General features: G+C 35.8%; 22 protein-coding genes. 14 read left to right on the forward strand and 8 right to left on the reverse strand.

The window, feature by feature from the left end:
• Nucleotides 1-7: 7 nt before the first annotated feature.
• Complete coding sequence (locus tag ACJRPK_RS08780) at nt 8-1,435, reverse strand: SDR family oxidoreductase (protein WP_407139534.1); 1,428 nt, start codon at nt 1,433-1,435, stop codon at nt 8-10.
• Between the two features lie 23 nt (nt 1,436-1,458).
• Nucleotides 1,459-1,890 carry a hypothetical protein gene (locus ACJRPK_RS08785; protein ID WP_148782632.1) on the reverse strand — a complete coding sequence of 144 codons (432 nt, stop codon included), beginning with the start codon at nt 1,888-1,890 and terminating at the stop codon, nt 1,459-1,461.
• 136 nt (nt 1,891-2,026) lie between these two features.
• Between ACJRPK_RS08785 and argS the strand changes: the two genes are divergently transcribed.
• The 5 genes from argS (at nt 2,027) to ACJRPK_RS08810 (ending at nt 7,395) form a co-directional block, all read left to right on the forward strand.
• Complete coding sequence (gene argS / locus ACJRPK_RS08790) at nt 2,027-3,805, forward strand: arginine--tRNA ligase (protein ID WP_407139535.1); 1,779 nt, start codon at nt 2,027-2,029, stop codon at nt 3,803-3,805.
• A 191-nt stretch (nt 3,806-3,996) separates the two neighbouring features.
• Entirely contained in the window at nt 3,997-4,539 is a 543-nt protein-coding gene (locus ACJRPK_RS08795) for a YSC84-related protein (protein WP_407139537.1), read from the forward strand.
• Nucleotides 4,540-4,782: 243 nt separating this feature from the next.
• On the forward strand, nt 4,783-6,111 hold the full coding sequence (ffh, locus tag ACJRPK_RS08800) for a signal recognition particle protein (RefSeq protein ID WP_407139538.1): 1,329 nt from the start codon (nt 4,783-4,785) through the stop codon (nt 6,109-6,111).
• 37 nt (nt 6,112-6,148) lie between these two features.
• Nucleotides 6,149-7,036, forward strand: coding sequence for a bifunctional 5,10-methylenetetrahydrofolate dehydrogenase/5,10-methenyltetrahydrofolate cyclohydrolase (locus ACJRPK_RS08805; protein WP_407139539.1), 888 nt, complete (start codon nt 6,149-6,151; stop codon nt 7,034-7,036).
• Nucleotides 7,037-7,236: 200 nt separating this feature from the next.
• The gene (locus ACJRPK_RS08810; RefSeq protein WP_407139540.1) at nt 7,237-7,395 is read left to right on the forward strand and encodes a hypothetical protein; all 159 of its coding nucleotides are present in this window, start codon (nt 7,237-7,239) and stop codon (nt 7,393-7,395) included.
• Nucleotides 7,396-7,503: 108 nt separating this feature from the next.
• Here the strand turns inward: ACJRPK_RS08810 and ACJRPK_RS08815 are convergent, their stop codons facing one another.
• The 3 genes from ACJRPK_RS08815 to rho all read right to left on the reverse strand — a co-directional run bounded on the left by ACJRPK_RS08815 (nt 7,504) and on the right by rho (nt 11,694).
• The gene (locus ACJRPK_RS08815) at nt 7,504-8,652 is read right to left on the reverse strand and encodes an SH3 domain-containing protein (protein ID WP_407139541.1); all 1,149 of its coding nucleotides are present in this window, start codon (nt 8,650-8,652) and stop codon (nt 7,504-7,506) included.
• A 575-nt stretch (nt 8,653-9,227) separates the two neighbouring features.
• Complete coding sequence (msrA, locus tag ACJRPK_RS08820) at nt 9,228-9,896, reverse strand: peptide-methionine (S)-S-oxide reductase MsrA (protein ID WP_407139542.1); 669 nt, start codon at nt 9,894-9,896, stop codon at nt 9,228-9,230.
• A gap of 142 nt (nt 9,897-10,038) precedes the next feature.
• Nucleotides 10,039-11,694 carry a transcription termination factor Rho gene (gene rho, locus ACJRPK_RS08825; protein ID WP_407139544.1) on the reverse strand — a complete coding sequence of 552 codons (1,656 nt, stop codon included), beginning with the start codon at nt 11,692-11,694 and terminating at the stop codon, nt 10,039-10,041.
• A 200-nt stretch (nt 11,695-11,894) separates the two neighbouring features.
• Here rho and ACJRPK_RS08830 point away from each other — a divergent pair, with 200 nt between their 5' ends.
• The gene (locus tag ACJRPK_RS08830) at nt 11,895-12,305 is read left to right on the forward strand and encodes a DUF4293 domain-containing protein (protein ID WP_148782639.1); all 411 of its coding nucleotides are present in this window, start codon (nt 11,895-11,897) and stop codon (nt 12,303-12,305) included.
• 57 nt (nt 12,306-12,362) lie between these two features.
• Here the strand turns inward: ACJRPK_RS08830 and ACJRPK_RS08835 are convergent, their stop codons facing one another.
• Nucleotides 12,363-12,857 (reverse strand): metallophosphoesterase family protein, encoded by a 495-nt coding sequence (locus ACJRPK_RS08835; protein ID WP_407139545.1) that lies wholly within the window; start codon nt 12,855-12,857, stop codon nt 12,363-12,365.
• Nucleotides 12,858-12,972: 115 nt separating this feature from the next.
• Between ACJRPK_RS08835 and truA the strand changes: the two genes are divergently transcribed.
• Both truA and ACJRPK_RS08845 read left to right on the forward strand, forming a co-directional pair.
• Entirely contained in the window at nt 12,973-13,719 is a 747-nt protein-coding gene (gene truA / locus ACJRPK_RS08840) for a tRNA pseudouridine(38-40) synthase TruA (protein WP_407139546.1), read from the forward strand.
• The gene (locus ACJRPK_RS08845; protein WP_407139547.1) at nt 13,720-15,483 is read left to right on the forward strand and encodes an ABC transporter ATP-binding protein; all 1,764 of its coding nucleotides are present in this window, start codon (nt 13,720-13,722) and stop codon (nt 15,481-15,483) included.
• A gap of 4 nt (nt 15,484-15,487) precedes the next feature.
• Here the strand turns inward: ACJRPK_RS08845 and cdaA are convergent, their stop codons facing one another.
• Both cdaA and folP read right to left on the reverse strand, forming a co-directional pair.
• The gene (cdaA, locus tag ACJRPK_RS08850) at nt 15,488-16,264 is read right to left on the reverse strand and encodes a diadenylate cyclase CdaA (protein WP_148782643.1); all 777 of its coding nucleotides are present in this window, start codon (nt 16,262-16,264) and stop codon (nt 15,488-15,490) included.
• A 30-nt stretch (nt 16,265-16,294) separates the two neighbouring features.
• Complete coding sequence (gene folP / locus ACJRPK_RS08855) at nt 16,295-17,143, reverse strand: dihydropteroate synthase (RefSeq protein ID WP_407139548.1); 849 nt, start codon at nt 17,141-17,143, stop codon at nt 16,295-16,297.
• 175 nt (nt 17,144-17,318) lie between these two features.
• Here folP and ACJRPK_RS08860 point away from each other — a divergent pair, with 175 nt between their 5' ends.
• The 6 genes from ACJRPK_RS08860 to ACJRPK_RS08885 all read left to right on the forward strand — a co-directional run bounded on the left by ACJRPK_RS08860 (nt 17,319) and on the right by ACJRPK_RS08885 (nt 22,174).
• Nucleotides 17,319-17,864, forward strand: a complete 546-nt coding sequence (locus ACJRPK_RS08860) for a DUF1599 domain-containing protein (RefSeq protein ID WP_407139550.1) — start codon at nt 17,319-17,321, stop codon at nt 17,862-17,864.
• Nucleotides 17,865-17,920: 56 nt separating this feature from the next.
• The gene (locus ACJRPK_RS08865) at nt 17,921-19,033 is read left to right on the forward strand and encodes a BT_3928 family protein (protein WP_407139551.1); all 1,113 of its coding nucleotides are present in this window, start codon (nt 17,921-17,923) and stop codon (nt 19,031-19,033) included.
• Between the two features lie 6 nt (nt 19,034-19,039).
• On the forward strand, nt 19,040-20,110 hold the full coding sequence (locus ACJRPK_RS08870) for an ABC transporter permease (RefSeq protein ID WP_407139552.1): 1,071 nt from the start codon (nt 19,040-19,042) through the stop codon (nt 20,108-20,110).
• A gap of 37 nt (nt 20,111-20,147) precedes the next feature.
• On the forward strand, nt 20,148-20,900 hold the full coding sequence (tpiA, locus tag ACJRPK_RS08875) for a triose-phosphate isomerase (RefSeq protein WP_407139553.1): 753 nt from the start codon (nt 20,148-20,150) through the stop codon (nt 20,898-20,900).
• Between the two features lie 99 nt (nt 20,901-20,999).
• Nucleotides 21,000-21,839: a 50S ribosomal protein L11 methyltransferase gene (gene prmA, locus ACJRPK_RS08880; protein ID WP_407139554.1), complete on the forward strand. Its 840-nt coding sequence runs from the start codon at nt 21,000-21,002 to the stop codon at nt 21,837-21,839.
• Nucleotides 21,840-21,898: 59 nt separating this feature from the next.
• Nucleotides 21,899-22,174: an ATP-dependent Clp protease adaptor ClpS gene (locus ACJRPK_RS08885; protein ID WP_148782650.1), complete on the forward strand. Its 276-nt coding sequence runs from the start codon at nt 21,899-21,901 to the stop codon at nt 22,172-22,174.
• Nucleotides 22,175-22,383: the final 209 nt, after the last annotated feature.

Raw genomic sequence — 22,383 nt, forward strand, 5'->3', positions numbered from 1 at the left:
ATGTTTTTTAAGAATTATTAACAATTTTTCTAATCATGCCTCCAAAAATGAAATAATGAAAAGGCACCATGGCGTACCAGTATATCCGACCCCAAATTCCTTTTGGTCTAAAGGTTGCAGTTTGATAAAGCATTTGATTATCGTCAATTTCAAACTCTAACCAGGCCTCTCCGGGTACACGCATTTCTGCAAAAAGTAGTAATCTTTTATTATTTTTATCCGCCACAAGTACACGCCAAAAATCCAAAGCATCCCCAGAGTGTATAATATTTTGATGTGTTCTTCCTCGCCTCAGCCCGACACCACCAAATAATTTGTCTATATAGCCTCTTAGTCTCCACAACCAATTGCCATAGTACCACCCGGTATCACCTCCAATACGCCATATTCGTTGAAGTACTTTATCGGGATTTTTAACCTTCATACGTTTTGTGTCTTTTAGACAGCCATGTGTGGGTACTGTAATATATTTTTGGAGATCTTCTTTAAAGCGACCACTGATCATAGAGTCTTTCCAGCTTGATACTACTTGGTTTTGTTCAATTTTAGTAAAGGCTAAATCCAACGCTCTATTATAAGACATTGGTTCGATATTGAGTATTTTTTGAAGCCTTTTATCTTTAGCTATTACCGGTATTCTCATACTGTCAACTAAATTGAGGGCTAATTTATAGGAAGTAGAGGTAACAAAATATAACCAGTAAGAGGATAGCTTGGGTGTCATAACTGGGACCGATATAATTGTTAAGTTTAAAGCTCTTGATTTAGCATAAATTTTAAGCATTTCTTTGTACGTAAGCACATCTGGTCCGCTGATGTCAAAAGATTGATCATAACACTGATCATTATTGAGTACACCTACCATAAAACTCAGTACATCTCTTATGGCGATGGGTTGTGTTTTTGTATTCACCCATTTGGGGGTGATCATTAAGGGGAGTTTCTCGCATAAATCTCTAATTATTTCGAATGATGAACTTCCTGAGCCCACAATAATACCAGATCTTAATACTGTAAGTTTATAATTACCTTCATACAGGATGGTTTCAACATTTTTTCTGGACCATAGGTGTTTTGATAAGTTTTTTTCATTAACAATCCCACTTAAGTAGATGACTTGCTTAATATCAGTGTTTGCTACGAGCGTATTAAAATTATGAGCAGATTGCTCTTCCTTTTTGTCAAAATCTGACGTAGAAGAACTCATAGAATGGATTAAATAATACGCTGCCTCAATAGAATGGGGTAAATCATTGGGTGTTGGTTCTTTTAGAAAGTCAATTTCAACCACTTCCATAGTTGTGCTGTACTCCTTTGGAACGACAAAACGGCTTTTGTCCCTAACACAGCAGATAACATAATGACCTTTATCAATTAACACAGAGAGTAGTCGTCTACCAATATAACCATTTGCACCTGTCAAAAGTATTCGCATATTTTTAAGTTTGTTTTTATATGTTATAAATCTTCAATAGCTGTTGGGCGTTGATCAGATTTTAAGTTGAGAATCTTTTTGATGAAGGAGTGTGTCTTTTTATCGTGGCTACTGGCTTTGATCTTAACGTAGTAGTTATCTCGATAAATAGAATATTCGTCGGCGGTTCCTTTGTAGATGGACAGTTTATAAAAAGGTATTACCAGTGCATAGGTTTCCAGCCGTATATGAAAACCAAGTATAATTCCAGATGGTCTCAATTCAATATTACAAGTGTTCAAGTCATTATTGAGTTGTAGCAAATTGTAAATCTGAATGCTGGCTTGAGTAATATAAAGTTTAGGGGATCCTACACCTTTTAGTTTGAAACGTTCTTTTAAAGTGAAGGGTGCACCCACTTCTGAAATAATTTTTTTCTTTACTTCAGGATCATTGTGAGAAGTGTTGATTAGCATTTTTATTACAAGATAAGCAATTGACAATAATTCTTATAGTGATAGCGTATTATTTCTTTTATCTTTGCAGACTGATTTTTAGACCGTAGTAGTCACATTTAGTATTTTAATTATTAATAAGCTAAGCGAATTGCAAATGACCTTTTCTCAAACCATTATAACGCACGTTAAACAAGCAGTACAGCAACTTTATGACGCAACTTTGGACACTGTTGAAATTCAGCCAACACGTAAAGAGTTCGCCGGAGATATTACAGTAGTAGTTTTTCCTGTATTAAAAGTGGTAAAGAGAAACCCTGTTCAAATAGGAGAGCAAATAGGAGCGTATTTGGTTACAAATGTGTCAGAAATTCAAGGTTTTAATGTGATAAAAGGCTTTTTGAACCTTGAGATAGCAGATGAGTATTACCTTAACTTTTTCAATAGTCACAAGGATAATAAAAGCTATGGTTTAGTTGATCCAAAAAAAGATGAGCCAGCAGTGATGGTTGAGTACTCTTCACCCAATACCAATAAACCGTTGCATCTTGGTCATGTCAGAAACAATTTGTTAGGGTATGCAGTTTCAGAAATAATTAAAGCGAGTGGAGCTAGCGTCTATAAAACTCAAATTATTAATGACCGCGGAATACATATTTGTAAGTCGATGCTTGCATGGAAAAATTTTGGGAATGGGGAGACCCCAGAATCAACTGGTCTTAAGGGAGATAAGTTGGTTGGGAATTATTATGTTAAGTTCGACCAGGTATATAAAGATGAAATTAAAGAATTAATCAATCAGGGAGTATCCGAAGAAGAAGCTAAACAACAAGCTCCAAGCTTATTGGCAGCGCAGCAGATGCTAATACAATGGGAAGCTGGTGATCCTGAGGTTGTGGCCTTATGGAAACGGATGAACGAATGGGTGTACGAGGGTTTTGCTCAAACATATGAAGCCCTGGGGGTAGATTTTGATAGTTATTATTATGAAAGCAATACCTATTTATTGGGTAAAGATAATATTGATGAAGGCTTAGAGAAAGGTGTGTTCTTTAAGAAAGAAGATGGTTCTGTCTGGTGCGATCTTACCGATGAAGGATTGGATGAAAAGTTGGTGTTGCGTAGTGACGGTACATCGGTCTATATGACACAAGATATAGGAACGGCAATTCAACGTGTAAAAGATAATCCAGATGTGGGTGGTATGATTTATACCGTAGGTAATGAGCAGGATTATCATTTTAAAGTGCTGTTTCTTATTCTCAAAAAACTGGGGTACGACTGGGCAGAGAATTTACATCACTTAAGCTACGGGATGGTAGATTTGCCAAGTGGAAAAATGAAAAGTAGAGAGGGGACTGTGGTAGATGCAGATGAACTAATTGCAGAAATGACCACTACGGCACAAACAATTTCTGAAGATTTAGGAAAGTTAGATGGATACTCTGACGAGGAAAAACAAGCTGTGTATACTAATATAGGATTAGGAGCACTAAAATATTACATTCTCAAAGTAGATCCAAAAAAGCGAATTTTGTTTAATCCGGAGGAATCTGTAGATTTTCAAGGTAATACAGGACCTTTCATTCAGTATACTTACGCGCGTATTCAAGCCATCTTGAGAAGAGCTGATTTTGACTGGTCAGCACCGGTAGAGAATATTGGGCTGCTCGATAAAGAAAGAGAAGTGATTAAGCAATTAGAGCTTTATCCAGAAATTATACAAACAGCCGCCAGAGATCTAAGCCCGGCCGTAATTGCGAATTATACATATGACTTAGTAAAATCATATAATTCATTTTTTCAAAATGTTTCAATTTTTGGAGCAGATAACGAAGCAGAAATGCATTTTAGAGTTCAGTTATCAAATTTGGTAGGGGTTGTCATTAAATCTTCATTCTCATTGTTGGGAATTGTGGTTCCGGAAAGAATGTAGTTCGTCAGAAACATCTTTTTCATTTTATATAGTATGAACTCCTACAGGACAACTCTTGTGTGTAGGATTATTTGCATATTTTAAGAGTAATTCATTTTAATTATTATTTCTGTAAGTAAATACTAACGCATCGTTAACAGCCTTTTGGATTGTATATCAATACTTTTGAAATATAACTAAAACGATAACCGATGAAAATGAAAACTTGTATTAGTATGCTATTGATGATATTTCTAGTTTCGATAGGATACGCTCAGATAGATCAAGAAAAGTCTCTTGAATTACAAACCGAAGCGAAAGAAATAAAAACTGAACTTTTGCAAACAGATCCTTCAATGGCATCCTTCTTTGATAAGTCTGCAGGATATGTAATATTCCCAACCGTAGGAAAAGGAGGATTTATAGTTGGGGGAGCTTATGGAAAAGGGGTTGTATACGATAATGGAATGTATGTTGGAACTGCAGAACTGAAGCAATTGGATGTAGGATTGCAAGCAGGAGGTAAAGCATATACCGAAATTGTCTTCTTTGAAACAGAAAAAGCCTTGGAGAATTTTAAAAATGATAAATTCGAGCTATCCGCAGAAGTATCCGCTATCGCAATTAAAACAGGAGTAGCAAAAAAAGCACAATTTGAAAACGGAGTTGCTGTATTTGTTCACCAAAAAGGTGGATTAATGGCCGAAGCTACAATCGGCGGTCAAAAGTTCAATTTTCATCCTGAAAATATGTAATAAAGATTTGATTGGTAGGTTAGATGGAAAGAGCCGCTTAAGCCGAAAGGTTTAAGTGGTTCTTTGTTTTTATGTAAATTCAGGATTTTAAAAAGATCAAAAATTAGCCTGGTCATCCAAAATGACGAAATGGTTAGGCTCCAAATAATTCCTTCACTTCTTGTTGATTTTTATGCTTCAAAATCGTTAAATTTGCAGCTTTACTGCCCGTCAGGGTAGGGTTCAATTTTATAAGTAAAACATATGTTTGATAATTTAAGTGATAAGTTAGATAAAGCGTTACATATTCTCAAGGGGCACGGGCAAATTACAGAAGTAAACGTAGCCGAAACTCTTAAAGAAGTTCGTAGGGCATTGGTGGATGCAGATGTAAATTATAAAATAGCCAAAGATTTTACTGCAAGGGTAAGAGAAAAAGCTTTGGGTCAGGATGTCCTTAAAAGTTTGAAGCCTGGTCAGCTTATGGTTAAGTTGGTAAAGGATGAGCTTACTGAGCTTATGGGAGGAGATGCTGTTGGTATAGATACCTCTGGTAATCCATCTGTAATTCTAATGTCAGGACTACAAGGATCTGGTAAGACTACCTTTTCTGGTAAATTAGCAAACTACTTAAAAGATAAGAAAAAGAAAAAACCATTATTGGTTGCTTGTGATGTATATCGTCCCGCTGCTGTAGATCAGTTACATGTAGTAGGAGATCAAATCAATGTTGAGGTCTTTAGCGATAAAGGTAATACGGATCCGGTAGCTATTGCCAAAGCAGGAATCGCACATGCAAAGGCGAATGATTTTGATACAGTTATTGTCGATACTGCGGGTCGTTTGGCAATTGATGAAATGATGATGACTGAGATTGCGAATATTCACAAAACAATACAGCCTAACGAAACTTTGTTTGTTGTTGATGCTATGACCGGTCAAGATGCGGTTAATACGGCTAAAGCTTTTAATGAAGTCCTTAATTTTGATGGGGTTATTCTCACAAAACTGGATGGGGATACCAGAGGTGGTGCCGCTATTTCTATTAAATCCGTTGTAAATAAGCCTATTAAATTTGTCGGAATGGGAGAAAAGATGGACGCATTAGATGTGTTCTATCCTTCTCGTATGGCTGATAGGATCTTAGGGATGGGTGATGTAGTTTCTTTAGTCGAACGTGCACAGGAACAGTTCGATGAAGAAGAAGCAAGAAAACTTCAGAAGAAAATTGCTAAAAATCAGTTTGGGTTTGATGATTTTTTAAAGCAAATACAGCAGGTTAAAAAGATGGGTAATATGAAGGATCTTATGGGGATGATTCCCGGAGCCGGCAAAATGCTCAAAAATATAGATGTTGATGATGATGCGTTTAAACATATTGAAGCGATAATTCACTCTATGACACCTGCAGAACGAACTAAGCCCCAAATTATTAATGCGAGTCGTAAAAAGCGTATTGGTAAAGGATCAGGTACTTCGGTGCAACAAGTAAATCAACTGTTGAAACAGTTTGATCAAATGAGTAAGATGATGAAGATGATGCAAGGTGGGGGCGGCAAACGAATGATGCAGATGATGAATAAAATGCAATAACCTTTTAATATTTATAGATCACAACACAACGACAACAATGAAAATACTCGATGGTAAGAAAGTAAGTAACGATATTAAAAATGAAATAGCAGCTGAGGTGCAAAAGATGAAGGACAGAGGGGAGAAAGTGCCTCATCTTGCAGCAGTAATTGTCGGCAACGATGGTGCAAGTCTTACGTATGTTGGCAGCAAGGTGCGTGCTTGTGAAAGAATCGGTTTTGAGTCTACTTTAGTAAAGATGCCTAGTACTACTAGCGAAATTGAATTGCTTACTAAAATCGAAGAGCTTAATAATAATTCTAATATTGATGGTTTTATTGTACAATTACCATTACCTCCACAAATAGACACTCAGAAAGTTTTGTTAGCTGTTGATCCTGATAAGGATGTAGATGGTTTTCATCCCATGAATTTTGGGAAAATGGCATTGGATATGTCTACTTTTATTCCTGCCACCCCGTTTGGTATACTAGAATTATTAGAGCGATACGAAGTAGATACAAAAGGTAAGCATACAGTAGTTATCGGGCGCAGCCATATTGTTGGCAGACCTATGAGTATACTAATGGGAAGAAAAGGTTGGCCTGGAAATTCTACTGTTACCTTGACTCACAGTCATACTAAAAATATTACTCAAATAATATCTCAAGCTGATATTGTCATTTCTGCATTGGGAGTACCAGGCTTTTTAAAAGCCGAAATGGTAAAGGATGATGCTGTTGTTATAGATGTTGGGATTACACGTGTAGCAGATGATAGTACGGAGAAAGGTTATAAAATTGTGGGAGATGTAGATTTTGATAACGTAAGTAAAAAAGCCTCCTTTATAACACCTGTACCTGGTGGAGTAGGACCAATGACTATAGCTATGTTATTAAAAAATACCCTTTTGGCGAGAGAGCGTCATCGCAAAGTATTAAATTAATTCCTGTTGGAGCCTTTAGATAGGTTTAATTCAGGTTAAAGTTTATTACACTAGAATAATAGCATACATAGATTGGAATAAATAGAATAGCATATAGAAGCGAGCAATTATATTTGTTCGCTTTTTTTGTGGTTTAAATATGCAGTTCCTTGTTAAGCTATACTTGCGTTGTTTCTATGCAGGAATGATTGAAGAGGAATATGAGTTTAGTAGATGATGATAATTCGATAGGGAGGCCTATGCTTGTTAATAATACTGAGCTTACGTTAAACGGTCGCTATATACGATACGCTCTAATGTATAAAGCAATCAATATACTTGCTATAACTACTAAGGATAGAGAACAACAACCAATCTAAAAAAGGAAAATCCTCGTAAGTAATTACGAGGATTTTATTATATTTTCTACATTTAAATTGGAAACGGTGATTAAAAACTCTTGACTTTTTTAATCATTCCAAGTATTCTTATTGATCGTTGAAAGAATCAGCGTCAATATTATCTTGGTCTTCGTTACCGTATCCAAGTCCTCCATTAGGTAATAGGTCTAATGAAAGTGTATAAGAAGGAATGTTTATTCCTTTTGAAGTTTTAACTGGGTTAAAATCTAAGATATCCTGACCTTTCTCATACAAAGCGTTTTGAGTAAAAGTTCCGTATTTCTTTCCATTTTTTTCAGTTTCTCTCCAGTCTTTACCGTATGCAATTTTTGCGTAGTACTCTCCTGCAGGGATGTTTTTGATATAGTGTGTAGTGTTACTCTTAATATAAGTCTCACGAACACATACATCATCTGCTGCCGTTTTACCCATTTGATATAACTTAACAACCACCTCAGTATTTTTACCTACGTTAATTTTTAAGTAATTATCTAATTTATAGTCATACTTAGCCTTAACCGAAGATGATTTCGGTGCAGAACCTGACTTATAAGTCTTTTTCTCCCAAGAAGAATACTTATCTTCTTTAGTAACAGCCATTGGTGCAGCAGCAGCTCCTCTAGAAGAAGATCCGTAAGACGGTGTTGTTGATTCGATAGGAGAAGATGCTAGGTCGGTATTTGCAGCTCTTCTATTAGCTTCTTCAACAGCTCTTCTAGTTTCTTCAGATTCTGCAGCAGCTCTTCGAGCAGCAACAGCCTGATTTCTTTTTGCAGCTTCAGCATCTGCAATAGCTTTAGCTTCTTGTGCTTCAGCTTCTCTCTTTAAACGTTCAGCCTCAGCAATTGCTCTTCTAGCAGCTTCTTCTGCAGCTTTCTTAGCAGCCTCTGCACTAGCAATTGCTTTTGCAGCAGCAGCTCTTGCCGCATCTTTTTTGGCTTCAGCAGCTTGCGCAGCTCTTTCTGCATCTGCAATTCTACTGTCTTCGGTTAAAAGAGTAGTAAGAACAAATCCATTAATGTTTTTGTGCTGTACTGTACTCCAGTCTCCATAGTCACTGCTAATTACATATACTTGAGTTCCTTTTGGAACCTCGGCAATGATGTTGTAATTAGCTCCAGGTCCACTTCGCACTTCAAGTTTGCGTTCAGACATCAAATAACGCTCTGACGTTTGAGCAAAAGAGTTTGAAAATGTGATCACCAAGAGCAAGATAAATGTAAAAATTGGTTTCATAATCTTAGGGTTTACATGTTAAAATTCAAATTGTAGATTTGGTTATCTATTAATATTCTTGAAATCCTGTAAAGAAATTTCTTTCATATTACTTTCGGTAAACTTAAAAATTCATTTTAATAAAAACGAAAATTAAACTTTTAAGTTTTTGTCAATTTAAATTACTTTTCAACAATTGGTTAATAACTCAAGTGTATAAAAGCAGTCTAAAACACTTTAAAAGTTTGTTTATCAGTTACTTAGGCTTCAATCCCTTTAGTTTAACTTTAATATTGTTGATTAAAGTCCTGATAAGAAAACCTTTAAGGTATAAACAAAAGTAGCTTTTTATATTTAAAATACCAACATGTTTTAACTTTATTTCCCGTTTTTTTTAATTTTTTCTATTCCTAGAAGTGTATTTCATCGATATTTTTGTGTATTACACCTGTGTTTTAAGCTGTTTTAAGATTATTGTTGTCTGTTTTTAATAGTATCGTAAAACAGGAATTTCCGTTTATCTAATTATTTTGCCGTTTATGGTTTTTGCTGACGCTATATACGGTTCTCGCTGGAAAACGAGAAACCGAAAAAATTTAATGGCTGTTAGATTTTTTTATAAGCTCCGGAAATTTTGATTGAAATTTTTTCAATCTGGGGATTGAAACATTTTGTATGTAGGGATTCGAAGGGTTTCTTTTCTCATAATCTTGATGATATGCTTCTGCAATCCAAAATTTCTGAAATGGTAAGACTTCTGCTGCAATTTTTGCATTTAACTTTTGGTCTAGTTTAGTTTTCTTTTTAAGTATGATTTCTTTTTGTGCTTCGTTTTGATAAAAAATGATGGATCTGTATTGTGATCCTCTATCGGGTCCCTGTCCATTTATCTGTGTAGGGTTTTGTGAACCAAAGTAAATGTCAACTAGAGAGCTAAACGAAACAATATTTGGATCATATAGCACTTCAACTGCTTCGGCATGTCCGGTACGTCCTGTATTGCTAGACTCATAGGTTGGGTTTTTGGTATGTCCTCCTGCGTATCCCGATACAACTTCTTTTACTCCGTGTACACTTTCATAGATTGCCTCTACACACCAAAAGCATCCGCTGGCAAAGTATGCGAATTCATAGCCATCTTGGGGTGCAACTTGTATAGGGTTTTGATTTGCTGATGTTGTGTGCTGGTGATCAGACTCTTTTTGTTGACTGTTTCCTTTGCAGGCGCTAAGGATGATGATAAAGATTAAAGATAAAAATTTCATGTGTATAAGATTTTGTTTCTAAGGTAGTCTCTTTTTCTCAAACAACCTTTCATATATTAATGTGTAAATGAATAAAACAAGAAAGCGGCTGTTGTTTTTAAAAACAACAGCCGCTTTGATAAGGTGTAAAGAAGTTTCTTTATTATCCGTTCATAGATATTAAAAATTCTTCGTTGTTACGTGTTTGCTTAAAACGTTGATTAATAAACTCCATCGCTTCTACCGGATTCATGTCGGCCAAGTATTTGCGCATAATCCACATACGTTGTATAGTAGTGTCGTCTAGTAAGATGTCATCTCTACGGGTACTACTAGATATTAAATCAATAGCAGGGAAGATTCGTTTATTCGCTATTCTACGATCTAATTGTAATTCCATATTACCCGTTCCTTTAAATTCTTCGAAGATAACTTCGTCCATTTTGGAACCGGTATCTGTTAATGCAGTAGCAATGATTGATAAAGAGCCTCCATTTTCGATATTTCTTGCGGCTCCAAAGAATCTTTTCGGTTTGTGCAGAGCATTCGCATCAACACCACCACTTAAAATTTTACCACTAGCTGGTTGTACGGTGTTGTATGCTCGTGCAAGACGAGTAATAGAATCTAAAAGGATTACTACATCGTGTCCACATTCTACCAGTCGCTTTGCTTTCTCCAAAACGATATTAGCTACTTTAACATGTTCATGCGCTTCTTTATCAAAAGTTGAAGCAATAACCTCTCCACTCACATTACGCTGCATGTCGGTTACCTCTTCAGGTCTTTCGTCTATAAGTAGAATCATTTGGTATACCTCTGGATGGTTCGCTGCAATTGCATTAGCAACATCCTTGAGTAGCATTGTTTTACCAGTTTTAGGTTGAGATACAATCATACCACGTTGTCCTTTACCAATAGGGGCAAAAAGATCCATAATACGTGTAGAGATCGTGCTCTGTTTGTCGGCTAGATTAAATTTTTCTTGTGGAAATAATGGTGTTAAATGTTCAAATGATACGCGATCACGTACTACTTGAGGATCCATTCCATTTATTTTATTCACTTTTATTAAAGGAAAATACTTTTCTCCTTCTTTAGGAGGCCTTACCTGACCGAGTACTGTGTCCCCAGTTTTTAGTCCAAAAAGTTTTATTTGTGACTGAGAGACATAAATATCGTCAGGAGAGGATAGGTAGTTGTAATCACTAGAACGGAGAAAACCATATCCATCTTGCATGATGTCTAAAACACCTTCGCTCTGAATGATGGCGTCAAATTCGTAATCGGGTTCTTTATAGCGATTTCTGCTATCTCTGTTTCCCTGGTCCCGATTACCGTTGTCGCGTTTATTAGGAGTGTTGTTCTTGTTTTTATTTTTGTCGCTAGGTCTATTTCTGCTGTCTTTTTTATCCTCTTTTTTGTCTTCTCTCTTGTGTACAGGCTTTTTCCTTTCCTGATGTGCAGGAGAAGGTGTTTTTTCTGTCGGAAGTTCTTTTTTAGTTTCAACTGGCTCACTGGAAGCTGTCTTTTTATCAAAACTTTTTTCTGAAGGAGGGTTGGGTTTTTGCATAACCTTTGCACGAGGACGTCGTGGTTTTTGCTCCGTTTTTTTTGAAGTATCTTCTTCTTTTTCTTTTGGGGATGTTTCGGTTTTCACCACTTCCTTCACTTTGTTTGGATTTGAAGCCTGATAATCAAGTATTTGATATACCAAATCCAATTTTTTCATAGTACGAAATTTAGGTACATTGAGGGTTTTCGCAATTTCCTGTAATTCAGGAAGCTTTTTCGCTTTTAATTCAGAAATTTCTAACATTTAAATATGTAATATAATTTTTGTTTTGGTATAAATTTTCTAAAGAAGAATTCTAGGAAAATTTTATTTTGAAGGTAAGTAACCTTAATTGAATTGGTTACGCTATTATAGATGCAAGTATACGACTTTATTTTTAAATTTTTAGTCTTAATAATAAAAAGAAACTCTTATTTTTGCTATCCTTATATGTAAACAGTACTATGCTACAACGAATACAAACGATATACTTATTACTTGCCGCTGGGGTTTCTGGTGCAGTTTGTCTATTTTTGCCATATGGTTTAAATAAACAAGGCGATGGATTGTATGCGTATACCGAACCTACTATTTTTGGGTTTTATATCGCTTCGGCTTGTTTGTCGTTAGTAGCAATTTTTTTATTTAAAAATCGAAAGCTTCAATTTGTATTGGGGCGTATCAATATCTTATTAAACTTTATTTTACTAGGAGTATTTGTTTATTGGTCGCTAACGGTATCTGGAGAGACAATTGTTTCTGAGAAAGGTATTGGGATGTTGATTCCTATTATTTCTATCGTTTTATTAGTAATGGCCAATCGTGCCATTAAACGGGATGAAGATCTTGTAAAATCTGTAGACCGATTACGATAAACCTAAAATCTTAGTAGTATTAGTGCGTTAAAACCCGAAGTATGCCAACTTCGGGTTTTATTTTGCTCCTAATTCTATTACCTCAAGGTTGTCAATTTTTCCAGAATCTATAGTAAATCGTAACATTGTTCTGGTTTTGTGGAAACCATGCTTACCTGCTGCACCGGGATTCATATGCAGTACGCCATTGTTTTTGTCCATCATAACTTTGAGTATGTGTGAGTGTCCGCAGATAAAAAGCTTAGGTGGATTTGATTTAATCTCATCCCTTGTATTGCTGTTATATTTAGGAGGATACCCACCAATATGCGTTATCCAAACCGAGACGCCCTCGCAAGTAAAGCGTTGGTGTAGAGGAAATTCTTTTCTGATCGTATGATTATCAATATTACCATACACTGCGATTAATGGTTTAAGAGCTTTAATTTTATCAGTAACGGCATTGTCTCCAATGTCGCCAGCATGCCATACTTGATCCGCTTCTTGTATATAATGTAATATGCGATCGTCAATATAACTATGTGTATCGCTAAGGAGTAAAATTTTTGTCAAAATATATAAGGTTAACTTATGTTATAATAAAGAAACAGTTACATAGTAGTATCCAAAGTTTAGGGCAGAAGAACTATATTTGTTCCTTAGATTTACGCAAAAATAAGGTATTGATTTGAGATATTTTTTGGAACTTGCTTATAATGGCACACCTTATCATGGTTGGCAACGACAACCTAACGCAGTATCGGTACAAGAGACCATAGAACAAGCTTTATCGATGATACTTAGAGAAGAGATTGGGATAATGGGAGCTGGTAGAACAGATACTGGTGTACATGCAAAACAGCTGATGGCTCATTTTGACGTTGATAAAAATTTGGATAAGGAAACGCTACGCTATAAGCTCAACTGTATCCTTCCCAAAGAGATTGCGGTATACGGGCTGCGCAAAGTAAGACCTTCGGCACACGCTAGATTTGATGCGGTTAGCCGTTCGTACGAGTATCACATATCCTTTAAAAAGAATCCTTTTGCAATTGATACAACATATTATTTGAAAAAGAAGTTAGACCTTACAGTAATGAATGAAGCGGCAGAAATGTTGCTAAATTATACAAACTTTAAGTGCTTTAGTAAGTCTAAAACGGATGTAAAAACATACAATTGTGATATAGCCGAAGCTAAATGGGAGGTTACAGAAAATGGATTAATTTTTAAAATATCGGCAAATCGTTTTTTGCGTAATATGGTAAGAGCGATTGTCGGAACGCTTATTGAAATTGGAGAACATAAATTAAGTGTAGCAGATCTCGAACGAATTATTAAGAGCGAAGATAGAGGAGAGGCAGGATATTCGGTTCCCGCTGCGGGATTGTTTCTTACGGCAGTTGAGTATCCTAAAACAATATATATTGAATAAATGGCAGAGCAATCAGGAAAGGCATTTGATTTTAAATTATTTCAACGATTAATTAGTTATACGAATCCTTATCGTCTAACATTTTATTTTGTTGGGCTATCCGCAATTTTACTTTCGGTAGTCACGGTACTGAGACCGTATATTCTTCAGATTACCATTGATGAAAGCATCATCCCTAAAGATAACGATTTGTTATTTTATTATATAGCACTCATGTTTGGGATTTTGATGTTGGAGGTGGTTTTTCAATTTCTCTTTATATTTTTTGCAAATTGGTTGGGACAACAAGTAGTTCGTGACTTACGGGTCAATCTTTTTGGTCATATGATAGCGTTCAAAAAGCAATATTATGATCAATCTGCGGTAGGACGGTTAGTTACCAGAGCGGTGAGCGATATAGAAACCATTTCGAGTATTTTTAGCCAGGGATTGTTTATGATCATCAGCGATTTACTCAAAATGCTTGTCATTATGGGATTCATGTTGTATCAAAGTTGGGAACTAGCTTTGATTGTTTTTTCCATACTCCCATTGATTCTTTATGCCACCAGAGTATTTCAGAAAAAAATGAAATCTGCTTTTGAAGAAGTAAGAACTCAGGTGTCCAACCTTAACTCTTTTGTTCAAGAGCGTATAACTGGTATGAAAATAGTTCAGTTATTTACACGTGAGGAAACAGAGTACCAGCGATTCAAGTCCATAAATGAAAAGCATAGAAAAGCATGGGTTAAAACCGTTTGGTATAATTCAATATTCTTTCCTATAGCAGAAATGTCTAGTTCAATAACAATAGGACTCATCGTTTGGTTTGGGGGGTTACAGGCTGCACAAGGAGATGGACTAAGTCTAGGTATCGTTATTGCATTTATTGAACTTGCTCAGATGCTTTTTCGCCCACTACGTCAAATAGCAGATAAGTTTAATACGCTTCAAATGGGAATGGTAGCTGCTAATCGGGTTTTTAAAATCCTTGATACAGAATCTCGGATCATGAACGACGGCACACAAATTATTGAAGCGTTAAAAGGAGATATTAGATTTGAGAACGTACGATTTAGTTATGTTAAGGATGAAGAGGTTTTAAAAGGAGTTTCTTTTAAAGTTAAGCATGGAGAAACTGTTGCAATTGTAGGAGCTACCGGTGCCGGAAAATCCACTATTATCAACTTGTTGAGTAGATTTTATGAAATTGACGGAGGATCTATCTATATTGATCAAGTGGATATTACTAAAATTAATTTAAAATCACTGCGTGATAATATTGCTGTGGTATTGCAAGATGTATTTTTATTTGCAGATACTATTCTGAATAACATAACACTTTACAACCCTGAGATTAGTGAAGAGGATGTTATAACTGCAGCCAAGCAAATAGGAATACATGATTTTATCATGACGCTTCCAAGTGGTTACCATTATAATGTTAAAGAACGTGGAGCAATGTTATCGTCAGGTCAGAGGCAATTGATTTCTTTTTTGAGAGCCTATGTGAGTGATCCCGGTATCTTAGTATTGGATGAGGCTACCTCTTCAATAGACTCGCACAGTGAACAGTTAATTCAAGATGCAACAAATAAAATTACTCAAGGGCGAACTTCTATCGTAATTGCTCACAGATTAGCTACGATCAGAAAAGCGGATACAATCATCGTGATGGATCAAGGTAGAATTGTGGAACAAGGAAATCATGATGAATTGCTTACGATCGATCAGGGATATTATAAGAATTTATACGATGTTCAATTTGCAACGGTTTTGGAGTAAGTATCTAAATAAGCTCTTTTTTTAATTTTTCATTGAGTTCATCCAGTGTTTCAAATTTTATGAATTCTCCATTCTTTACATACGAGATTTGGCCGGTTTCTTCACTCACAATTAAGGCTACTGCATCAGTTTTTTCGGTAATTCCTAAAGCCGCTCGATGCCTCAAACCGTAGCGTAGGGGAATATCTCTGTCATTGGTTACGGGTAGAATCACACGTGTTGCTGTGATCTTGTTGTCCTCAATAATCATAGCCCCATCGTGCAATGTGCTATTTTTATAAAAGATGCTTAGTATAATCGGTGTGTTCAATTTGATGTCCATTACATCGCCAGAGGTTTTGACAAAATCTAAGGAAGTACTGCGTTTAATTACAATAATGGCTCCTGTATGGGTCTTACTCATATTTTTGCATGCAGCAAGAATAGAATTGATATCCGTTAAGCTCTCTTCCGGAGCGTCTCTCATGAATTTTAAGGTTCGTAAAAACTTGCGTCTTCTTCCGAAATTAGTAGAGCCAATCATTAAAAGAAATTTTCTTATTTCTTGCTGAAAAACCACGATAAGTGCAAACATTCCAACCCCGATGAATTCGCCTAAAACACTACTCAACATTTCCATGGCTAATAACTGCGTCAATTTCCAAACCAGGTAAATCATCACAATTCCGATAAAAATATTGATTGCTGCTGTTCCTTTTACTAGCTTATAGATATAGTATAATAGAAATGCAACCAGTACGATGTCAACTATATCAAGTATTCTTAGGTTTATTATGTCCAATCCAAAGATGTTTTTGTAAAAATATGAAATTTAATTTTTAAAGGCATTTAGAAGTGTAATACATTCTTTAGCTTCAGCTACATCATGTACTCTTAAAATCGAAGCGCCTTGAAGTAAGGCAATCGTGTTAAGGCATGTGGTGCCGTTAAGTGCTTCTTGTGGTGTTTTATCTAGAGTTTTGTATATCATCGATTTTCTTGAGAGCCCTGCTAATACTGGGGCATCAAGCGACTGAAAAAGATTCATCTGCTTTAAAATCTCAAAATTATGAGAATTATTTTTAGCGAATCCGAAGCCCGGATCAATTATAATATCACTTATCTGATGCTTACGAGCCTCGGCGATCCGATATGAAAAGTATGATTTCATTTCAATAATCACATCCTCATAAACTGCATTGGATGTCATCGTTTGCGGAGTTCCTTTCATATGCATCATGATGTAAGGAACTTTCAATTTTCCGACAACTGGTATCATTTCTATGTCCAATATACCCGCCGAAATATCATTAACAAGTGCTGCTCCTGCCTCAATTGCTTTTTTTGCAACTGCACTTCTAAAGGTGTCTATTGAAATTAAAATTTCTGGAAATTTCTCTGTAAGAATATCAATTATAGGAAGTACTCTTTTTAACTCCTCATCCACCGTAATATTGGTTGCCCCCGGTCGTGATGAGTAACCTCCCAAGTCAATAAAAGTAGCGCCCTCACGCAACATGCCTTCGGTGTGATTCAGGATATCGTTTACATCTTTGTGCTTACCGCCGTCATAAAATGAATCCGGTGTAAGATTAAGAATGCCCATAACTTTGGGAGTTGATAAATCCACCAATGTGCCTTTACAGTTAAGAGTGTGATTCAACTTTCGAGTTGGTATCATGGAGAGCTATTTTAAAATCTATACTTTAGTGCTTACATTTATGCTATATAGCTTTAGTAACTAAACGAATTTCTGTTTAACTTAAGAATAGTCAAAAGTAATTTTCAGTTATTTTGTCGATAATTTGGCATAATTGCTTTAATAACGCGAAATTTACGCAAAATAGAAGAACAAAATGCAGGATACCTCCAGTCAATACGATATAATTGTAACCCAATGCCGTGATTTATTCACCAAGAAAATGCAAGATTACGGAAGCGCATGGCGAATTTTAAGATTACCTTCTCTCACGGACCAAATATTTATTAAAGCACAGCGCATTCGAAGTCTTCAAGAAAATGAAACTCAAAAAATCGAGGAGAATGAAGTAGCCGAATTTATTGGCATTGTTAATTATAGTATTATGGCCTTAATACAGATTGAAATGGGCATTGCTACCCAACCTGATCTTTCAGCAAAAGAAGCTATAGAGCTTTATAATAAACATATCGGGATAACTAAGCAGCTCATGTTGGATAAAAATCATGACTATGGAGAGGCATGGAGAGAAATGCGGGTGAGTTCACTAACGGATTTGATCTTACAAAAATTACTACGGGTTAAACAAATCGAAGATAATCAGGGTAAAACTGTCGTGAGCGAAGGGATCGACGCAAATTATCAGGACATGATTAATTATTCTATTTTTGCTATGATTCATCTTGAGGCTCACAAAAAGTAACGAGCTATTGATGAAAAATGGATTTAATCCTACTAATTTAAAACTAAATAAAGGTAATGAAGATACTCGTACATATTTCACGCATTATAGTTGGTGTATTATTTATATTTTCAGGGTTTATAAAACTTAATGATCCATTAGGGTTTTCATACAAACTGCAAGAATATTTTGATGCTAATGTGCTTGGCTTGGAATTTTTAATTCCTTTTGCGCTTTTAATAGCAATTTTTCTGGTGATTTTTGAAATACTTGTAGGAGTGACCTTATTATTAGGGTATCTTAAGAAAGTTACACTTTGGTCACTTATGGGTATGATTGTGTTCTTCACTTTCTTAACTTTCTATTCTGCATATTTTAATAAAGTAACAGATTGTGGTTGTTTTGGTGATGCCATTCCGTTAACTCCATGGGAGTCGTTTATCAAAGACGTTATACTCTTGGTATTCATAATTGTTCTATTTGTGGGTAAAAAATATATTCAACCTATTGGGGCGGTAGCTTCACATAAGTGGATCGTTTTTGTATGTTTTACGCTATGCTTAGGCTTTGGTTATTATGTTTTGATGCACCTACCTTGGTTGGATTTCAGACCATACAAGGTTGGAGTCAATATTGAAGAAGCGATGCAAACTCCTGATGGCGCTCCTGAAGCTGAATTGGCGTACCATTGGAAATTCAGATCCAATGGAGAAGATCATATAATTACTACATCCGGAAGCTATCCATCTTTCTCCGGGGAATTTATTTCGGTGGATACAGAGACAATTTCTGAAGGTTATGTGCCTCCAATCCATGATTTTTCAATTGAAAAGGATGGGGTAGATTATACGAAGCAGTTTTTAAACGAAGACAAATTGGTGGTTATCGTTATGTACAATCTGCTTAAGAGTGAAAAACAAGGCATGAAAAAAATAAATACATTAGTTAAGGATGCTCAGCAAGCCGGATATAAAGTTATAGGTCTGTCAGCATCCATATCAGATCAAATAATGGAAGCTAAACAAGCTTTTAATTTTGATTTAGATTTCTACAGCGTTGATGAGACCGCCTTAAAAACAATTGTGCGCTCCAATCCTGGGATACTTAGATTAGAACGAGGTACTATTAAACAAAAACTGCACTGGAACGACAGTGATGAACTCAATTTTGAAACTAACGGTGAAGATTAAAGAAGTATGTATAAGTATTTATCCAAGTTCGGTTATGCATTATTAACGCTTTTTGGCGTAGTGACCGTCATTTTTTTTCTATTCACTATTCTTCCCGGTGATCCTGCACAAATGATGTTGGGTCAAAATGAAACCGAAGAACAGCTGCAAAATGTGAGAAAAAAATATGGCTTCGATCAACCTCTAGGAGTACAATATCTCTATTATCTCAACGATTTGTCCCCATTATCTTTTCATAATAAGGAAGAGGACGCTTTTACATTTTATGATACCGGTAAATATTCAGGAACCGTACTTGTTGATCTTGACAAAATTCAAATAGTACTTAAATTGCCTTATCTGCGGGAATCCTTTCAGAAAAATGGAAAAAAAGTAAGTCAGGTTATTAAAGAAACTTTACCTAATACTGCTTTGTTAGCAGTGTCGGCTATCAGTATAGCAATAATATTCGGAGTGATTTTTGGGATTATCAGCACCTTAACCAAAAATAGGTGGCCGGATCATGTAATTCAGTTGGTGAGTACAGTTGGAATGAGTGTACCGTCATTTTTTAGCTCGATCATCTTTGCTTGGTTGTTTGGATATGTGCTGCAAGAATATACACACCTTAATATGACAGGTAGTTTGTATGAAGTTGATGATTTTGGAGAAGGGAGCTACATTCAATGGAAAAATTTAATATTACCTTCAATCGTTTTGGGTATTCGTCCACTGGCAGTGATCACTCAGCTTATGCGTAATTCTTTATTAGAAGTGCTCAACATGGATTACATTAGAACGGCAAGAGCCAAAGGTCTTAGCGAATTTAATATAATTAGAAAACATGCTCTGAAGAATTCATTGAATCCTGTAGTAACCGCTGTATCAGGTTGGTTTGCCTCGATGTTGGCCGGAGCAGTCTTTGTTGAGTATATTTTTGGATGGAACGGCTTAGGAAAAGAAATTGTAGATGCTCTCAATGCGTTGGATCTGCCTATAATTATGGGAGCGGTATTGATCATAGCCTCTTTGTTTATTCTTATCAATAGTATGGTTGATATTATTTACGGATGGTTGGATCCTAGAGTTAGAATATGATAAAAGAATTGTTTATTAATCACACAAAAACCAAAATATGAGAAAAAAAATTGTAGCCGGAAACTGGAAAATGAATAAATCACTATCTGAAACAGGTGAGTTGATTGCCGGTATAAAAGCAGAATTATTAACAATGCCGGATGCTGAGATTATAGTCTCACCTGCTTTCACGAATTTGTATTACACCTTTGAATTATTGAAAGGAACGGGTATTAAGTTAGCAGCGCAAAATATGAATGCTGCAGATCACGGAGCGTTTACAGGTGAAATTTCTGCGGAAATGCTTAAAAGCATTGGAGTAAATACAGTTATCCTGGGACATAGCGAACGCAGAGCACTATTCGGTGAGACCGATGCGCTACTTGCAGAAAAAGTTACTACTGCGATTGAAAAGGATATGCGCATTATTTTTTGTTTTGGCGAGGAATTGAAAGATAGAAAAGCCGAAAATCATTTCGACGTAGTGCTCACGCAATTAGAAAAAGGACTATTTCATATAGGCAAAGAGAACTGGGAATCGGTCGTATTGGCTTATGAGCCGGTTTGGGCGATAGGGACAGGTGAAACAGCCTCACCGGAGCAAGCTCAAGAAATGCACGATTTTATCCGTAAATCAGTAGCTAAAAAATATGGTGATGACATAGCAGATGAAGTGTCTATTCTTTATGGAGGCAGTGTTAAACCGGAGAATGCCCAAGAATTATTTTCGAACCCCGATGTGGATGGAGGATTGATTGGTGGCGCAGCACTGGATGCAAAAAGTTTTGTTGCCATCGCTAATGCGTTCTAAAATTGCATGTATAATGCAAAGTAATTATGTATTAAAAAAGACACCGATTATAGGTGTCTTTTTGGTTTTGAAGGCATAACTTTGCGCAAAATTAGAAGTATGACAACGCCAATCTATGTGGGTTATTATTTTACAATTACACCACTACAACCAGCAAGTGATATCTTGATTGCAGAATTAGGAGCTGCTGGGTTTGAAAGTTTTGTAGAAACAGAAAAAGGAGTAGAAGCTTATATTCAAAAACAGGAGTGGAATGATGCTGTTTTGGAAGAAATTGAAATTCTTTCATCCGATAATTTTAAAATTACCTTTACGTATGAGGAAATCGAGCAAGTAAACTGGAATATTGAATGGGAAAAGAACTTTGATCCTATTTTGGTCGATGATATCTGTAGTGTGAGGGCACCGTTTCATAAACAACCCGACGTGAAATACGATATTTTAATAGAACCTAAAATGTCATTTGGAACGGGGCATCATGAAACTACTCACATGATGATTCAGCACATTCTGGAAAATAGTTTTGAGAATAAAACAGTTTTGGATATGGGTTGTGGAACAGGTGTTTTGGCAATTTTAGCAGAAATGAGAGGTGCAATTGCCGTCGATGCTATTGATATAGATAATTGGTGTTATGTAAATACGATGGAAAACGTTACTCGCAACTTAGCAAAGAAAGTAAAGGTATTTGAGGGTGACGCTTCCTTGTTAACAGGGAGGAATTATGATGTCATTATTGCAAACATTAATAGAAACATCTTATTGGAGGATATCGCCACCTACTCAAAATGCCTAAATACTAATGGGCAGTTATTCCTTAGTGGTTTTTATGAAGAAGATCTTGAAATCATTAATGCAGCATGTGAGCGCAACAAATTGGAATTTATTTCAAGCAAGAAAAGAAACAATTGGATAGCAGCGAGTTACCTGTTAAAATAATCTAATTTCTACTGTGTTTTTAAGTTCAATATAGTATTTTTGTATAAAATTTATAAGTCATGAGTATTCAAGAGGAAGTTTTAGAAGAAGTATTAGAACAAACTGTTGATCAAAAAAATAACGAAATTGTTTTGTATAACGATGATGTAAATACCTTTGATCATGTTATAGATACATTGATATATAGTTGTGAGCATACACCAATACAGGCCGAGCAATGTGCTTTTCTAGTACATTTTAAAGGTAAGTGCATAGTAAAGACAGGAATTTATGAGGAGTTAGTACCTCGATGCTCCAAGTTACAGGAGGCTGGATTAAGTGCCGAAATTATATAAAAATCTAATTATTATTTGAAAGGCTGTCAGAAATGACAGTCTTTTTTGTTTATAGCTGTGTGTACTTCAAAATTTTAACACAGCTTATAAGAAATTTTATAATTTGTAGGAAAAAACCTATTATAGTGTCCTGTTGTTTCAGAGGTGAACTTTTACGATATTTTTGGTTATTCTACGTTTTCAGTAAGTTAAACTATATTAAGGCAAGG

The sequence above is a fragment of the Aquimarina sp. 2-A2 genome, from assembly GCF_045505135.1.
In the GTDB taxonomy this organism is placed as follows: domain Bacteria; phylum Bacteroidota; class Bacteroidia; order Flavobacteriales; family Flavobacteriaceae; genus Aquimarina; species Aquimarina intermedia.

Coding starts and splice junctions, on each gene's coding strand:
- ACJRPK_RS08805 (WP_407139539.1), top strand. CDS start 6,149: ATGAAAATACTCGATGGTAAGAAAGTAAGTAACGATATTAAAAATGAA.
- ACJRPK_RS08865 (WP_407139551.1), top strand. CDS start 17,921: ATGAAGATACTCGTACATATTTCACGCATTATAGTTGGTGTATTATTT.
- prmA (WP_407139554.1), top strand. CDS start 21,000: ATGACAACGCCAATCTATGTGGGTTATTATTTTACAATTACACCACTA.
- ACJRPK_RS08870 (WP_407139552.1), top strand. CDS start 19,040: ATGTATAAGTATTTATCCAAGTTCGGTTATGCATTATTAACGCTTTTT.
- folP (WP_407139548.1), bottom strand. CDS start 17,143: ATGATACCAACTCGAAAGTTGAATCACACTCTTAACTGTAAAGGCACA.
- ACJRPK_RS08785 (WP_148782632.1), bottom strand. CDS start 1,890: ATGCTAATCAACACTTCTCACAATGATCCTGAAGTAAAGAAAAAAATT.
- ACJRPK_RS08810 (WP_407139540.1), top strand. CDS start 7,237: ATGAGTTTAGTAGATGATGATAATTCGATAGGGAGGCCTATGCTTGTT.
- ACJRPK_RS08845 (WP_407139547.1), top strand. CDS start 13,720: ATGGCAGAGCAATCAGGAAAGGCATTTGATTTTAAATTATTTCAACGA.
- tpiA (WP_407139553.1), top strand. CDS start 20,148: ATGAGAAAAAAAATTGTAGCCGGAAACTGGAAAATGAATAAATCACTA.
- ACJRPK_RS08830 (WP_148782639.1), top strand. CDS start 11,895: ATGCTACAACGAATACAAACGATATACTTATTACTTGCCGCTGGGGTT.
- ACJRPK_RS08780 (WP_407139534.1), bottom strand. CDS start 1,435: ATGCGAATACTTTTGACAGGTGCAAATGGTTATATTGGTAGACGACTA.
- argS (WP_407139535.1), top strand. CDS start 2,027: ATGACCTTTTCTCAAACCATTATAACGCACGTTAAACAAGCAGTACAG.
- rho (WP_407139544.1), bottom strand. CDS start 11,694: ATGTTAGAAATTTCTGAATTAAAAGCGAAAAAGCTTCCTGAATTACAG.
- ACJRPK_RS08795 (WP_407139537.1), top strand. CDS start 3,997: ATGAAAATGAAAACTTGTATTAGTATGCTATTGATGATATTTCTAGTT.
- ACJRPK_RS08815 (WP_407139541.1), bottom strand. CDS start 8,652: ATGAAACCAATTTTTACATTTATCTTGCTCTTGGTGATCACATTTTCA.
- ACJRPK_RS08885 (WP_148782650.1), top strand. CDS start 21,899: ATGAGTATTCAAGAGGAAGTTTTAGAAGAAGTATTAGAACAAACTGTT.
- msrA (WP_407139542.1), bottom strand. CDS start 9,896: ATGAAATTTTTATCTTTAATCTTTATCATCATCCTTAGCGCCTGCAAA.
- ACJRPK_RS08860 (WP_407139550.1), top strand. CDS start 17,319: ATGCAGGATACCTCCAGTCAATACGATATAATTGTAACCCAATGCCGT.
- ffh (WP_407139538.1), top strand. CDS start 4,783: ATGTTTGATAATTTAAGTGATAAGTTAGATAAAGCGTTACATATTCTC.